This window comes from Vibrio sp. MM46 (genome assembly GCF_027587135.1).
GTDB lineage: Bacteria > Pseudomonadota > Gammaproteobacteria > Enterobacterales > Vibrionaceae > Vibrio > Vibrio harveyi.
In genome coordinates this window covers 46,045-61,996 of the sequence record NZ_JAPPTO010000003.1, presented here as the reverse complement: position 1 = coordinate 61,996, position 15,952 = coordinate 46,045, and the positions used below count along the sequence as shown (strand labels likewise).

8 protein-coding genes and 1 riboswitch are annotated in these 15,952 nt (G+C 46.5%); of the genes, 4 read left to right on the top strand and 4 right to left on the bottom strand.

All coding sequences use genetic code 11. The annotated features are described in order from the left end of the window. Positions 1–11: 11 nt before the first annotated feature. From OH459_RS04155 to OH459_RS04145, 3 genes are all read right to left on the bottom strand, one after another. Positions 12–704: an iron-sulfur cluster assembly scaffold protein gene (locus OH459_RS04155; RefSeq protein WP_005450903.1), complete on the bottom strand. Its 693-nt coding sequence runs from the start codon at positions 702–704 to the stop codon at positions 12–14. A gap of 260 nt (positions 705–964) precedes the next feature. Next, positions 965–1,040, bottom strand: a riboswitch (Fluoride riboswitch). Between the two features lie 156 nt (positions 1,041–1,196). Next, a complete protein-coding gene (locus OH459_RS04150; RefSeq protein WP_005380208.1) occupies positions 1,197–1,496 on the bottom strand; it encodes a YebG family protein in 300 nt (99 codons plus the stop codon). A 159-nt stretch (positions 1,497–1,655) separates the two neighbouring features. Beyond that, positions 1,656–2,573 carry a LysR substrate-binding domain-containing protein gene (locus OH459_RS04145; RefSeq protein ID WP_005450906.1) on the bottom strand — a complete coding sequence of 306 codons (918 nt, stop codon included), beginning with the start codon at positions 2,571–2,573 and terminating at the stop codon, positions 1,656–1,658. 112 nt (positions 2,574–2,685) lie between these two features. On the opposite strand from OH459_RS04145, the gene OH459_RS04140 reads away from it, so the two are divergent. Next, positions 2,686–3,660, top strand: coding sequence for a TDT family transporter (locus tag OH459_RS04140; protein ID WP_269985932.1), 975 nt, complete (start codon positions 2,686–2,688; stop codon positions 3,658–3,660). 183 nt (positions 3,661–3,843) lie between these two features. Here OH459_RS04140 and OH459_RS04135 read toward each other — a convergent pair whose 3' ends face one another. After that, on the bottom strand, positions 3,844–5,667 hold the full coding sequence (locus OH459_RS04135; protein ID WP_239923256.1) for a DUF3413 domain-containing protein: 1,824 nt from the start codon (positions 5,665–5,667) through the stop codon (positions 3,844–3,846). Between the two features lie 359 nt (positions 5,668–6,026). On the opposite strand from OH459_RS04135, the gene recC reads away from it, so the two are divergent. From recC to recD, 3 genes are all read left to right on the top strand, one after another. Then, the gene (gene recC, locus OH459_RS04130; RefSeq protein ID WP_269986015.1) at positions 6,027–9,503 is read left to right on the top strand and encodes an exodeoxyribonuclease V subunit gamma; all 3,477 of its coding nucleotides are present in this window, start codon (positions 6,027–6,029) and stop codon (positions 9,501–9,503) included. 612 nt (positions 9,504–10,115) lie between these two features. After that, entirely contained in the window at positions 10,116–13,754 is a 3,639-nt protein-coding gene (recB, locus tag OH459_RS04125) for an exodeoxyribonuclease V subunit beta (protein ID WP_269985929.1), read from the top strand. Then, positions 13,754–15,931 (top strand): exodeoxyribonuclease V subunit alpha, encoded by a 2,178-nt coding sequence (recD, locus tag OH459_RS04120; protein WP_269985927.1) that lies wholly within the window; start codon positions 13,754–13,756, stop codon positions 15,929–15,931. Before recB ends, recD begins: the two co-directional genes overlap by 1 nt. The last annotated feature ends 21 nt before the right edge of the window (positions 15,932–15,952 follow it).

The following is a 15,952-nucleotide window of genomic DNA, read 5'->3' as shown; positions in this document are numbered from 1 at the left end:
CTTGGTGGCGATTATTGTTGGCGTGGGTTAATAGTCGTTACGGCTTCGTCAAAACGACCGTAAGTGCCCGTTGCTTTTTCTGCTGCTTCTGCTGCAGATACGCCTTCGTTGATGGCTTTCATCATCTTGCCTAGGTTGAGATATTGGTAACCAATCACTTCTTTGTTTTCGTCTAGCGCGAGTTTGGTTACATAGCCTTCAGCTAACTCCATGTAACGCACGCCTTTTGCTTTGGTTGAGTAGCTAGTACCCACTTGGCTGCGTTGAGTTTGACCAAGATCTTCCAGTGCCGCGCCAATTTCCAAGCCGCCTTCAGAGAAAGCAGATTGAGTACGACCGTAAACAAATTGAAGGAAGATTTCGCGCATCGCGACGTTGATAGCATCACACACTAAGTCAGTGTTGAGTGCTTCAAGAATGGTTTTACCGGTTAGGATTTCTGCGGCCATCGCTGCAGATTGAGTCATGCCTGAACAGCCGATCGTTTCGATCAAAGCTTCTTCGATGATGCCGTTTTTGACGTTAAGGGTCAGTTTTGCTGCACCTTGTTGAGGAGCACAAGCACCAACGCCGTGGCTAAGACCGGAAATCGCGATAACGTCTTTTGGATTGATCATTGCGCCTTCAACAGGGATCGGTGCAGAAGCATGAAGATCGCCGCGTTGAATCGGGCACATTGATTGGATTTCGTGTGAGTATTGCATAATGTTTTCCCAGTGTACGATATCCAGCATATTGGTCAGACTCAACGGCGTTGACTGCTGTTATTCGCTCCATCAAATAGAAAAACTATGTTCAGGAGGCTTACGCGTTTGTCGCCTTGTTGAGTTAACAACTATTTTGGATATCTTTTTAATTTTTGAGAAAACAGGAGCGGGGTTGGAGAAGAGTTGAATTGCTCACTACAGAACTCTTACTTTTACACTAGAGGCAAAAGTACTTCCAACAGGGCTGACCTGTTCTCGTTTCTGTAGGAGTCATCAGCTTTAAAAGCGGTTTGAATCTTTCGATTCCGGTGGTACCCCATCACCGTGCCCATTTAGATTAGATCTAAGTCACACTAATCTGCAACATGAAATTTAGAGCAATTTGGGATATTAAATCGGTTCTTTATATTCTCAGAGATATATGGCGATTAATGCAACGCATAAAAAAACGCCGCATGGTGCGACGTTTTTTTGAAACAAATGAGAGGCTTATGCAGCGTCTTCTTGTTCGCTATCTTCTTCAACAGCTTCAAGCTTCTTTGCTTTTTTTGGCGCAGGCTTACGTTTTGCACCCAAAGCGTAAAGTACTTCTTCTTTGTTTTGCGCAAGGAACATTGCAAGATCTTCTTGCTTACCTTCGTCTTCTAGAAGTTCACTTTTACCTAGCAGTGAGAATAACTCGTCTGCCATATCCAGCATTTTGTCGTATGCGTCAGCTTCCGCTTTAGAGGTAAAAGTCATTTTCTCTTCTCCATTGCGTTCTACCACGTACTTGACGATTACAGCCATGGTTGGTCCTCTAACTTGATGAATTTATACTGGCTTTTTATACAGTTTTTGACCAATTAAGTCTAGCGACAAGCCTCAGAATGAGAGCCGGGTACAACTAACTGACCAGCATTTGAGCTATCTACCTTGGATTCTCTACCTTGAACTATCCACCTCGAACTAGTCATCTTTAAGGTGCGGGTTCTCTGGGCGTTCCCAATTTTGGCAAAATTCAATAAACGTGCGCAGAAGTGGGTTTTGATACTTCTCTTTGTGGATCAAAAGCCAGAAACGGCGCTTCATATCCAAAGGCATGTTGAGCATCTTCACTCGACCATCGCGAATTGCAGGTTCTGCGGATAAGCGCGACAAACAACCTAAACCAAGCCCAGCAGATACCGAATTGATCAGCGCTTCAGTGGTGTTGAGCTGAAAAGCCTCATGCCAATGCTCTAAACGCGGAGCGATAACGCGCATAAAAAACTCTCGAGAACCAGAACCAGCTTCACGCAGAATCCACTCGGTGTCTTCGAGTTCATTTAGGCTGATAGGTCCTTCGTCATAGTTAGGGTAATCAGGTGGACAAATCACACACATTTCATCTTCGCTGAATTGCGTTGATTCTAGCTCTGGGTGTATGGTCTTGCCCTCAATGAGCGCGATGTCGAGTTCGTAAGCGATCAACATGTCACAAATCTGGGCAGAGTTGGAGATGAACAAACTCTGTGATTGGTGATTCGTTTCATCACGAAAATCACTTAACAGGTAAGGCGCAACTTGGTTGCCGATGGTGTCACTGGCACCGATGCGAAGCAGCCCTGATAAGGTTTGGTCGCCATCGAACACACTCTCAATATCCCGAGCTCGGTTGAGGAGTTCATCCGCGAGGGGCAAAAGTTTTTGTCCTTCTTGGTTGAGAATTAAGCGGTTGTTCACCCGGTCAAATAGGTGATGTCCGATTTGTTTCTCTAACTCAGACAGCGCCATACTTACCGCTGCTTTCGAAAGAAACAGGCTTTCTGAAGCCGCTGTCAGCGTTTTGTGCTGAGTGATCGTAGTAAAAACTTTCAGTTGTTTAAGAGAGATATGACTAGGCATGATATTCCGTTAAGTAAATCTGAACGTTAGTTTTAAATAATTAGATATATTGGAACGAAGTGCAAGAGTAATATACACCCCATAGAAAGTTAGCCTAGATTTTGAGGTCGTAATGATTCAAAGAACAAAAGCAAAAGTAATGGGAGCACCAACCCCAATGGCGGGTCTGGCTCTTGGTATTGCGAGCTTGGGTTGGAGTTGGGAAAACTTCGTCGAATTACATGGCTATGGACAGTGGATTAGCGCAGGTATTGCAAGTGTATTGCTAGCAATCTTGGCGGTTAAATTTCTTTTTCACAATCACTTGTTAAGACAAGATCTTGCGCACCCTGTGGTGGGTAGTGTCGTTCCAACTTTCGCAATGGGAACTATGGTGGTTTCAAACTCACTAGGGCATTTCTTCTCTGTTGCAGGTGACGTGCTTTGGTTAGTGGCGGTAGCTTTACATATCGTGTTCCTTGTGAGCTTTTTGTACCACCGCGCGAAAGACTTCGAACTACACCACATGGTGCCAAGCTGGTTCGTACCGCCAGTGGGTATTATCGTTGCAGACGTGTCTTTCTCTGGTAACCCAGTGCTTGCACCAATTGCACATGGTGCATTGATCTTCGGTATGGTGGCTTACGCTGTGATGCTGCCAATGATGATCTACCGTTTCATGTTCACTCATGAAATTCCAGATGCAGCAAAACCAACAATGGCAATCATGGCGGCACCAGCAAGCCTATCGTTGGCCGGTTACCTAACTGTAACAGCGACGCCTTCACCAGTGATTATTGCTCTATTGTTTGGTATCGCGGTATTGATGACAGCCATCATCTACTTAGCTTTCTTTAAACTGCTAAGACTGCCATTTAGCCCTGGCTATGCAGCGTTTACCTTCCCAATGGTGATTGGTGCGACAGCTCTGTTCAAAACAGCAAATTGGATGGAAGCAAATGGTCTAGCAGCGCACTATGTACAACAAGTTCGTGGTCTAGCAGGCATCGAATTAATTGTGGCAACGATTGTGGTGACTTACGTAGGTTTGCAATACATCAATAACTTGCTCATTCAACCACGCTTGATGACCACACATCACGCATAAAGCTGAAGTTTTACTCGTAAAGCAAAGTCTTTTGGTCTCTCTCGCCAAGAGGCTTTTTTTATATTGGTAGACTAGGTTATACATCGACGAATAGATTCTATGTTGACGAGTAGATAAAAAAGCCACCCGAATAGGGTGGCAGGAAAGTTCGACACAATACTAATTCATCAAACTAGGGACTGGTTATCCCTTGTTGTAAAAGCGCGACATTTCATCCAACGATTGTTGGATGGCGTTCACTGGTACTTGGTGTTCGTTATCAACTTTCAATTGGTTATTGAGTTGCTGAGAGTGCCCACCAGGGTTTACCACTAACATAGTTTCTTTACCTACCAGCGCATAGTTGTAATAGCTTCCAGCGATGAACCAATCTCGCGGAACGCAATTGTCAAACAAGTCTCGTCCTACACTGTAAGATTGGGTTTCCCCTTTAACGTCGAATAGCTCGTTCATTAGGGTTGGCACGATATCAAAGTGCGTTGTGCGGTAATTAATTTGTTCCGGCTGATGATCTGGCAGATAAACGTACAGCGGCACGTGTACTTGAGTATCACTGTAGTTACCCGTATGACCCCAGTAGTTCATTTTATGATCGTTAAATTCCTCCCCATGATCGGAGGTAATCACGATAATGGTGTTCTCCAGATCAACGTTTTTCAGAACTTTTTCGATCAAACTATCAATGAAATATAACGAGTTCTTATAGCGGTTGTGGTAAAGCGAGGCGTCAAAATCGTTATCGAGCAGAATATGATCGACGCGCTCCCAGTAAGGTTTGAATTTGGCAAATTCAGGTTCTGGGAAACTGGTGCCGTGGGCAGAGTCATAAAACAAGAAGCTAAAGTATGGTTTATCGCTATCCTGCTTTTGAAACTGAATAAACTCATCGGTGATCTGTTGATCTCGTTCGATTTGTGTTTCGCCAGTCTGCTTTAACGTAAGATCTTTCACCTTCTTAAAGACAGTGCGAGACAAAGGTGGGCTGGTTAATGGTGCGGAGCCAAAAATGCCCATTCGATAGCCTTGGTTTTGCAATGTATCCATGAATACAGGCGATTTCTGACTCGCATAAAAGCTGTTCCAATACGTTGCTGGTAAGCTGTAGAACAGGCTGAAAATGCCCGCTTGAGTAGAGTTACCACCGCTCATGTGTTGAGAGAAGTTGACCGTTTTTTCGGTGAACTTGCTGACATTTGGCATGATGTCAGGTGTTGCATCGCTGTAGCGCCACGCATCAACCAGTATGAAAAGGACATTAGGTTGTTTATCTTTACGTTCGACTTTAATAGGCGCCAATGGGTAATTGAGTGAACTGCTTTCAATATTCTTGAGTTCTACTCGGTTTTGAGATGCGATGCTTTGGTCAACTAAACCGTGACGGTAGATAAATTGGCGTGCAGTGAGTGGATAATATAGTGGCCAGTTATTTGAAAATTGGCTGACTTCATCATCGTAGAGCGCATTTTTATAAGCGTGGATCATCTGGCTACTTAGCAGCAAAGCAAACCAAATGCTGAGCAGGATAAACTTCCCCCGGCTCTGAACAAGTTTGTGACTAAGCCAAACGGTACATGCGAGACCAATGATAAGCAGTGCAATGTCGCTAACAAAGATCAGCCAGCTCATCCAAGAGATTTCAAATACGTCACGACCGCCTTCAAAGAACATGCGGATCAGTAGACCATTGATGTGCAGTTTGTATTGCTGGAAAACGAGGATATCGACTTTCAGCATGATCAAGATTGCGATTGCAATGGCGATCACAACGACTTTAAACATGCGTGTCGGCAGAAAAGATAGCAATAAACAACCTAACATCATTGGCATAGCAATCAATCCCAGCCAGCCTAGTTGTGTCGCGACTAAGTAGTACTTTTGCAGAAATGTGAGCGGTTCTGCTTGGCTATTTGACAGCAAAAATGGGTAACAAGCGATCGACAGATAAAGAGCAAAGCAGGCAAAAAAAGCCATCAGCCAAGCACTATTAGAAGAAAGTTTGCGTAACATACTTTGATATTCCAGTATTTCTCGCCCATTTAATTGAACTTAGAGTGAATATCCACCGAAGAGAGGAGCAATTTCGCCTCCAATTGTTGGTTTCAAACCAATATTCAATATGATGGGTATTGTTATAAAAATTTGTGATGATTATAAAACAGTGTTTTTTATCATGAAATACTTGTGACTGATGTCACGCTTTGTATTTGCGTGTAAGACGTTGCTTACAAATGTTAGTTGTTGGTTATTTGAGCACAGTTTGAGTGTTCTCTAACCTTTTGTTATTTAAGCTATCGAGATCGCTCTAGGAATAAATGCGGCTGTGCTAAGCTTGCTAGCAGTTTCCATTGGCATTCGGTGCACTTACTTTGTTTACTGTCTATCACTCCAATCAGGTCGATGTTCTCAAATCACTTCTTGTTGAACTGATTCGCATCAACCCATTAGAAAACCCATTCGAAAAAGAGCAAATTCTGGTGCAGAGCCCAGGTATGTCTCAGTGGTTAAAAATGGAATTGGCGAAAGAGTTTGGTGTTGCGGCAAACCTAGAGTTTCCGCTGCCAGCGACCTTTATCTGGGAAATGTTTACCCAAGTATTGGCTGATGTGCCAAAGCGCAGTGCCTTCAACAAAGAAGCCATGACGTGGAAGCTGATGCACTTGCTTCCGGGTTTGTTGAACGAAGCGTCATTCGAACCTTTGGCACGTTATCTTCAAGACGACAGTGACAACTCCAAGCTGTATCAATTAGCAGAGAAAATTGCCGATATCTTTGATGGCTATTTGGTGTACCGCCCAGAATGGATTGCAAGCTGGGAAGCCGGACAAACGGTGCCTGAACTTGAAGACGAGCATCCATGGCAGCCGATTTTGTGGCAAGCATTGTACGACCACACGGTTATCCTTGGGCAATCGCCTTATCATCGTGCCAATTTGTACGAACACTTCATTGATACGCTCGAAAACTTCAACGGCAATTTTGATCATCTGCCGAAGCGTCTGTTTGTGTTTGGTATCTCTTCACTGCCACCACGTTACATGGATGCGCTAAAAGCCATTGGTGAACATATTGATGTCCATCTGATGTTTACTAACCCCTGTCGTTATTACTGGGGTGAAGTACGCGACCGTAAATTCCTAGCTCGCTTAGCAGCAAAACATCGTCAGCACGTGGTGTGGCAAGAAGGCCATTCTGAAGTGCAAGGTGAGACTGAGCAGTTAAAAGGTTCACTAGAAGAAAACGTGGTGGATGAGTTGCATACCGATGTGGTGGGTAACAGTTTGTTGGCTTCGATGGGCAAACTTGGACGCGATAACATGTATCTGTTGTCGCAGCTTGAATCCCATGAGATAGAAGCTTTTGTTGATGTTGAGCGCGACAGTCTGCTCCATCAACTTCAAGCCGACATTCTTAATTTAGAAGAGCACCAAGACGACGAACAAATCGACAGCAGTCAGCACAAACAAGTGGTGAGTTTAGGTGATAAATCTCTGAGCTTGCACTCTTGCCACAGCCCAATGCGAGAAGTGGAAGTGCTACATGACCAGCTTCTGGCGATGTTCGATGCCGATCCGACACTGAAACCGCGCGATATTATTGTCATGGTGGCAGACATCAATGCCTACAGCCCTGCGATTCAGGCGGTATTCGGCAATGCGCCGGGTGAACGATTCATTCCTTACTCGATTTCAGACCGAACGGCCGATCAAGAAAGCCCAATTTTGGCGGCTTTCATGCTACTTGTTAATTTACCGAATACACGTTGCTTGGCTTCTGAATTACTTGAGTTGTTAGAAACGCCGGCGATTTTGAAGCGATTCGACTTAAGCGAAGATGATTTCCTTCAAGCCAAACAATGGGTAGAAGAATCCGGCATTCGCTGGGGGCTAGATAGCCATACCGGCAGCGAATTTGAACTGCCAGAAACACGCCAAAACACATGGCAATTTGGTATCCAGCGTATGTTATTAGGTTACGCGATGCCAGAGTCTGCTGGTTTGTTTGAAGCGCAAGAGGGTAGCCTCTCGCCATACAATGAAGTGCAAGGTATGGGCGCAGAACTGGCCGGTAAGTTAGCTCACTTTATTCAACAAATTAGCCAATATCGCCGCAAACTTTCCCATGTTCAGTCGATTGATGCATGGCGTGAAACCTTGGTGGCAATGTTGGATGACTTCTTCTCTGTTGAGTTAGAAGGGGAAATGGCGCTTAAGTCGATTCGAGATACCCTGAGCCAACTGAAAGAACAGCTAGCTGATGCGGCATTTGATGATGCCTTGTCGCCTTCCATTGTTAGCCAGTATCTACAAAACAAGCTGTCAGGGACGCGGGTCAGCCAGCGCTTCCTTGCTGGACAAGTGAACTTCTGTACGCTGATGCCGATGCGCTCGATCCCATTTAGAACCGTATGTTTACTCGGTATGAACGATGGTGTGTACCCGCGCTCAATGCCACCAGAAGGTTTTGACCTAATGACAGGGCGTACTAAACCGGGCGACCGTTCACGTCGAGACGATGACCGTTACCTATTCTTAGAAGCCGTGCTGTCTGCACAGCAAAGTTTGTACATCAGTTACGTTGGGCGTTCTATTCAAGATAACACTGAGCGTGTGCCGTCTGTGCTGGTGTCGGAGTTGATGGAATATTGCCATCAGAACTACTGCCTAGATGGCGATCAAGACCAGCCTGTCGATGACTCCGGAGATAAACTACTCAACGAGTTAGTGAACGTACATGCCATGGTGCCATTCAGCCCAAGCGCATTCCAAGGTTCTCATTCAAGCTATGCCAAAGAGTGGATTCCAGCTGCGTTGACCCAAAGCAATCAATCGCAAGGTCATGCGCGTGGCGAGTTTAACCGCGCATTGGATGATTACTTACTCGGCGCAACCTTCCCAATCGAATTGGATTTGGTGGAATTACAACGCTTCTGGCGTTTGCCTGTGCAGTATTTCTTTAACCGTCGTTTGAAAGTGATGTTCGAGCCGCCGTTACCTGTGATGGAAGACGATGAGCCGTTTGTTTTAGGTGGGTTAGAAAGCTATCAGATGCGCGATGAGTTATTAGAAACCTTGCTCGAAACCGCCATTACTCAACCGTCCGCAAAAGCAGACGTACTCAAGCACTTCATGAGTGAGCAACGCGCGCAGGGCAAATTACCGGTTGGCGCATTTGGTGATATCGAGTTTGAAACCAACCGCGTGCAAGCGGAAGAGTTGGTGGATAAGTTGGCGTTTTTATCCGGTGCGCCGCAAGACGATTTAGAAATCGACCTTACCTTCGATGTGCTTGGTGAAGGAAAAAACATCCGTCTAACCGGTTGGCTAACTCAGTGTTATCAGTCTGGGTTGATTCGCTACCGAAGCGGTAAAATTCGTGCGCAGGATTACCTAGCTGCATGGATTGATCATCTTGCTATGTCTGCCTCTGGTCAGGCTAGAAAGACCCACGTTATCGGTTATGACCGCAAGGAAGGCGCGGTGCATTTAGTTTACCCTGCAATGGCAGACGCTGAGCAAGCGAAACAATTTCTTGCTGAATTAGTACGTCTGTTTTTTGAAGGCATGACTAAGCCATTGCCATATTTCCCGAAAACAGCACTGGCGTGTGTCGAGGCGGGCTTTAGTCGTGGCCACTGGGCTGATGACGAAGAGAAATCGCTGAAGAAAATGGCGGACGCATTCAATGATGGGTACATGAGCCCAGGCGAAGGAAACAATGCGTATATTTCGCGTATTTGGTCTGCTTGGAATGATGAGCTTGCAGCAGAAGTTCGCACACTGACTGCATTGGTTCTTCAAGGCGCAAGATTGACGGCGATGGATGCTGAAAGTATACCCAAGTAACCTCAAGATGCTTGGTTCAGCGAGATTGACTTGGCTTGTAGGCGAGGCGATGATTTGAAGATCTAGTGGCTCTAAATTAAAAATCGTCAACGAAGTATACGAGCCAAGACAACTCGCCCTTCGGGAGCGTGTCACTGAAGCAATTTCATCGTCAAACAACTTGGAAAGAGCAATCTATTACACAGCGTTGTTTTCCTTGCTTATTTTCGATAAACAGGGAATCAGTGACAACGCTCTGAATCCTGTATCTTGAAGTCACTTGGGTATAAGAATAAGTTGGATTATTTAGATAAAGAAGAGAGTAGGGTGGCCGCCAGAAAATCATTATTTTTTGTAGGGCGTTCGCTGTACGGCCACAAGGTCAGAGGGACCATGATTCGTTTGAGTGTAGCCGCCTGAATGGCTGGGCTTATCTCGTGAGGCGCATACTAACGGTACTCCGTAATGATAACCGTGAGTGAGATCCCACAAAGGTTTAAATATTCCAACCTATTAGACTCATTAATAAAATTTTTAACGATAGATCACATTATAGGGTTTGTTGATCTTTAGATGCGAAACGCCTTTGAAGATCCACATGTCCTTGTTGAATACTTGGAGAGATTCAGCGTTATGGCGCAAATGTCAGTTCCAACTCCACTGCAAACCATGACTTTTCCGCTGCATGGTGCAAGGCTAATTGAAGCATCTGCGGGTACGGGTAAAACCTTTACCATCGCGGGTTTGTATCTGCGACTCCTACTAGGGCATGGCACGACTGATACCAAACATCGCGTGCCGTTGACTGTGGATCAAATTCTGGTAGTGACTTTTACCGAAGCCGCAACTGCAGAGTTACGTGATCGTATTCGTGCGCGTATTCACGACGCGAGGATCGCATTCGCTCGCGGACAAAGCTCAGATCCTGTGATTCAACCTTTGCTGGAAGAAGTCGAGGATCATAAGCAAGCCGCTGAGATCCTATTGCAAGCAGAGCGCCAAATGGATGAAGCCGCGGTGTACACCATTCACGGTTTCTGTCAACGCATGCTGACGCAAAACGCATTCGAATCCGGTAGTCGTTTCAATAATGAGTTTGTGACAGACGAAAGCCATCTTAAAGCGCAAGTGGTTGCCGATTATTGGCGTCGCAACTTCTATCCTCTGCCATTCGCTTTGGCAGGAGAAGTGCGTCAACTATGGGGCTCGCCATCGGATCTGTTGTATGACATCAGCAACTACCTCACGGGTGCGCCGCTAAGTCTCTCTGTTCCTGCAATGCAAGGTAGCCTTGCCGATTTGCATGAGCAAAACTTAAAGCAAATTGATGCTTTGAAAGCCCAATGGTGTGATAGCCAAGAGGATTTCCTCGCACTGATTTCTGATTCCGACGTCAACAAACGCAGCTACACTAAAAAGTCTTTACCGACATGGTTAGAAGCGGTAAACGCATGGGCTTCGACAGAAACCACGGGCTATGACTATCCAGATAAGCTGGAGAAGTTCGCCCAGAATGTGTTGTTTGAGAAAACCCCGAAAGGCACTGCGCCACAGCACCCGGTGTTTGACGCGATAGAAGCCTTCCTTGCCAACCCAATCAGCTTAAAAGCGCCATTGTTAGCTCATGCGATTGAGCATTGTCGCGTGATGCTGGCAAAAGCAAAAAATCAGAAGCAATGGTTATCATTCGATGACTTGCTGACTCAGCTTTCTGCCTCGATTGATACCGATGAAACCGCACTACTGACAGAGCGCATTCGCACGCTTTATCCGGTTGCGATGATCGATGAATTCCAAGATACCGACCCACTGCAATACAGTATTTTTAGCCGCATTTATTTGGATAATCCTGAGTGCGGTTTGTTTATGATCGGTGACCCGAAGCAGGCGATTTACGGCTTTCGTGGGGCGGATATCTTCACTTACATTAAGGCTCGTAACCAAGTTAGTGCTCACTACACGCTTGGCACCAACTGGCGCTCAAGTGCCGATATGGTACTGGCAGTGAACCAGATTTTTGCTCTGCCAGATAGCCCGTTTATTTACGACTCCGACATTCCATTCCACTCCGTGGATTACAGCCCAAGTGCCGACAAACGCGTTTGGACCATGGGTGGTCAAAAACAGCCTGCACTGACTTATTGGCTGCAAGAAGCGGAAGATAAACCTCTGCCAAAAGGTGAATACCTCACCGCCATGGCAGAGGCGACAGCGAGCCAAATTCAAACCATTTTGACCTCAGCGCAACAAGGTCAAGCGTGTCTGGTCAATGGCGAAAAGCAGAAACCAGTCAAAGCGGGCGACATTGCGGTGCTGGTACGAACGGGTAGCGAAGGTCGCATGGTCAAACAGGCGTTAGCAGACCAAGGCATTGCCAGCGTGTATCTTTCTAACCGCGATAGCGTGTTTACCAGTTCCGTCGCACAAGACTTACAGCGTTTGCTGCAAGCGGTGTTAACGCCAGAAAATGACAGAGCATTGCGTGCCAGCCTAGCATCAGAATTATTTGCTCTAGATGCAGCCAGCTTAGACGCCCTCAACAACGATGAAACCGTGTGGGAAAACGCGGTTAACGAGTTCAAAGAATACCGTAAGCTTTGGGTGCAACGTGGTGTGCTTCCTATGCTGCGAGCAGTGATCAGTAAGCGTCATATTGCTGAGCGTTTGCTAGAAGAAGGGGCGAGCTCGCAAAGTGAGAACGGTGAGCGAGTACTTACCGATCTGATGCACATTGGCGAACTATTGCAGCAAGCGAGCAACGAATTAGACAGCGACCACGGTTTGCTGCGTTGGTTAGCGCAATCCATCAGCGATGCAGAACATGGGCTAGGTGGCAGTGATGACCAAATTCAGCGTCTGGAATCAGAGCGTAACTTGGTGCAAATCGTCACCATTCACAAATCTAAAGGTCTGGAATATGACTTGGTCTTCTTGCCATTTGTGTTTGGTTACCGAGAAGCAAGTGAAGCCAAATACTACGACGCAGAGAACGATCGCACCGTACTCGATATCACTGGTAATGATGCGTCGTTAAAACAGGCAGATAAAGAGCGCCTTGCTGAAGACTTGCGTCTTATATACGTAGCGCTAACGCGAGCCGTGTATGCCTGCTTTATTGGCGCTTCGCCGCTGCGCAATGGTCGCTCAACCAAAGAGCCAACCGGCGTGCATCACAGTGCGATTGGTTACTTGGTGCAAAATGGTCAAGAGGGTGGCATCAACGACCTGTTTGTAGGACTGAAGAAGCAGCAAGAGAATCTCGATAACGTCGTGATTTGTGAGCCTCCAAAGCAGCACGATGAGATGTATGTTGCGGAGCAAACCGAGTTAGAAGCGTTGACTGCCAAAGAGCTGCAAAACCCGATTGATAGAAACTGGCGCATTACCAGTTACTCGGGCTTGGTTAAGCAAGGTTCTCATCATGCTGAACATGACGCGACGATTGAAATCACCGGCTTTGATATCGATTCTTCAGAAGAGCAAGATGAGGCGGAATTGGTTGAGCCAGAACGCTCTATCTTCAACTTCCCGCGTGGCGCACGTCCGGGTACTTTCCTGCACAGCTTATTTGAGGAAATAGAGTTTACTCAACCTGCGACATCGGAAGAGAACACCCAAATCATCCTCGGTTTAATGGAAAGTGAGCTGCTTGATGAAGAGTGGCTGCCAATCCTGCAACAGTTGATTGATACCGTGCTGGCAACGCCGTTGGATAGCAAAGCCCTGCTGCTCAATCAAAAAGGCCCGGCGCAGCGTTTGGTTGAGATGGAATTCTTATTGCCGATTGAAGTGTTGTCTGCACCTGCATTGAACCGCGTGATTCAACGTCATGATCCGCTGTCTGCCAAAGCGGGCGATTTGGGTTTCCAAACCTTGCAAGGCATGTTGAAAGGCTTTATTGACTTGGTGTTTGAGCACCAAGACAAATACTACGTCCTCGACTGGAAATCGAACCACTTAGGTGATGATGTATTCCATTACCATGGCGATGCGTTGAAGTCGGCGATGGCGGATCATCGCTACGATCTGCAATACCAAATCTACGCTTTGGCGCTGCATCGTTTCTTGCGTAGCAGATTGCCAAATTATGATTATGAACAGCACTTTGGCGGCGTTTATTACCTGTTCTTGCGTGGTATGGATGGGCAAAGTGATCACGGTATTTTTTCTGCCAAGCCAACCTTTGAATTTTTACAAGAGATGGATCATTTGATTGATGGTCAAGCACCAGACACGCGATCCAGCGAATCTGGTCAGATGGAGTTAATTTGATGAAAACCAATGATCTTCTTTCTGAGCAAAGCAGCCCAGTGGCAACACGAGATCTAGCGGCAACACCAGATCTATTGGCAACGTTAGAATCGCTAGCAAACAAAGGGGCGATTCGCCAATTGGATTTCCAGTTCGCACGCTTTATCTATTCGCAAGTTGAGCAACAAGAAAACAGCCAAGAACTGGCTTTTATTGCTGGTGTGGTCAGCAGTGAGTTGGGGAAAGGACATATCTGTTTGCCTCTGTTTGATAGCCAAGGGCAACCAGCGGACCTTGCCAGTAAGCTTGGTCTGTTTGGAGAGTCTGCGTTAGCGTTTAATACTCAGCTGCAAGGCGTTAACTGGGTTGAGCTTCTGCAAGCGTCGCCTTTGGTTGGTGCTCAAGGTGAAGCCTTGCCAATGATGTTTGATGGTGAGCGTCTCTACTTACATCGTTACTGGCACTATGAAGTGACGTTGGCGGACAAGCTCAATCAACTCAGCGCGGCTGTAAATCTACAGCCTCAAGAGTTCACACGTTTGTCTGAGTTGCTGCATCATTTATTCGCTCGTCAGTACCACTTTCTGTTCAATGCATTAGCCAAAGCGACAGAGGCAGGAACCAGTAACCAGGTGCTACGCCAGCAATTAGTCTGTGACCATTTGGATGTGGTCACTGTAGACAGTCTTGATTGGTCAGCCATTGATGCGGCAGTCTGCCAAGCGAAACAAGTTCACGATCTGCAAGTGCTGGACAAGCTGGTACCGTTGTCTGCTTGTGTCAACTGGCAGAAGGTCGCTGCTGCGGTAGCACTGACGCGTCGTTTTGCGGTGATTTCCGGTGGTCCGGGTACGGGTAAGACTACTACGGTAACCAAACTGCTTGCCGCATTGATTGAGCAAGCAGGACAAGAGAAAAACCTCACCATCAAGCTGGTGGCGCCAACAGGTAAAGCCGCAGCACGTTTGACGGAGTCTATTGGTAAAGCGATTCAAGAGTTGCCAGTGGAGCCTGAGCTTAAAGCGAAAATTCCAACCGAATCGAGCACTTTGCATCGCCTGTTGGGCGCGATCCCGAACAGTGCAGAGTTTCGTCACAACAAACAAAATCCGCTGCACCTCGATATTTTAGTGGTGGATGAAGCCTCCATGGTCGATCTGCCGATGATGTACAAAGTTGTCGATGCGCTGCCAAAGCATGCACGTTTGATTCTACTGGGAGATAAAGACCAGTTGGCATCGGTAGAGGCAGGTGCGGTGCTAGGTGATATCTGTTCGTTCCACGCATTTGGCTTCGGAAAAGAGCAGGCGTCTGCAGTCGCGAAGTTAACAGGCTTTGACACCTTGGCGTACAGCACCAACAGTAATGCTTCGATTGCCGATAGTTTGTGCATGCTGCAAAAGAGTTACCGATTCGATGCTCGTTCTGGTATCGGTCAGCTAGCGAAAGCGGTCAATGCTGGCTCAGCCGCAAAAGTAGACGACGTTTGGAATCGTGATTTTGCTGATATCGAGCATTTCGCACTGAGCAGCCAAAACTACAATCAGATGATGCAGACTTTGGTTGCCGAATATGGTCGTTATTTAAAACGCATCGGACAGCAAGAGATTGACCAGAAGACTGGGGAACCAGAGACACTGACCCACAAAGCCAAAGCCGTGTTGGATACCTTTAATCAATGCCGATTATTGTGTGCCGTTCGTGAAGGTGACTTTGGTGTGACGGGTTTAAATCAACGCATTGAAAAAGCACTAGCAGCACGTAAGTTGATTCAAACCCAAGATGAACTTTGGTATCACGGTAGACCAGTAATGGTCACGCGTAACGATCATGGTTTAGGGTTGTATAACGGTGACATCGGCATTTGTATGCGAGATGACAGCGAAGGTGAATCGCGTCTTAAAGTGTTCTTCGAATTGCCGGATGGTAGCGTGAAGTCGGTACTACCAAGCCGAGTCCCTGAGCACGAAACCGCATATGCGATGACCATTCATAAATCACAGGGCAGTGAGTTTGAGTACACGCTAATGATTTTGCCGCCAGATTTCAGTCCAATCCTCACTCGCGAGCTGATCTACACAGGAATTACTCGCGCGAAGAAACGCCTTGCGATGTACGCTGAGATGAATGTCCTCAAGCGTGGTATTAAGGTGAAAACTACCCGATCGAGTGGGTTAGTATCTCGTTTATCTAGTTAAAACAAAAAGACCGAGCACCAT

What these genes read in the sequence shown, in the direction of transcription:
- recB (WP_269985929.1), top strand. Translation starts at nt 10,116, where the DNA reads ATGGCGCAAATGTCAGTTCCAACTCCACTGCAAACCATGACTTTTCCG.
- OH459_RS04155 (WP_005450903.1), bottom strand. Translation starts at nt 704, where the DNA reads ATGCAATACTCACACGAAATCCAATCAATGTGCCCGATTCAACGCGGC.
- OH459_RS04145 (WP_005450906.1), bottom strand. Translation starts at nt 2,573, where the DNA reads ATGCCTAGTCATATCTCTCTTAAACAACTGAAAGTTTTTACTACGATC.
- OH459_RS04140 (WP_269985932.1), top strand. Translation starts at nt 2,686, where the DNA reads ATGATTCAAAGAACAAAAGCAAAAGTAATGGGAGCACCAACCCCAATG.
- OH459_RS04135 (WP_239923256.1), bottom strand. Translation starts at nt 5,667, where the DNA reads ATGTTACGCAAACTTTCTTCTAATAGTGCTTGGCTGATGGCTTTTTTT.
- recD (WP_269985927.1), top strand. Translation starts at nt 13,754, where the DNA reads ATGAAAACCAATGATCTTCTTTCTGAGCAAAGCAGCCCAGTGGCAACA.
- OH459_RS04150 (WP_005380208.1), bottom strand. Translation starts at nt 1,496, where the DNA reads ATGGCTGTAATCGTCAAGTACGTGGTAGAACGCAATGGAGAAGAGAAA.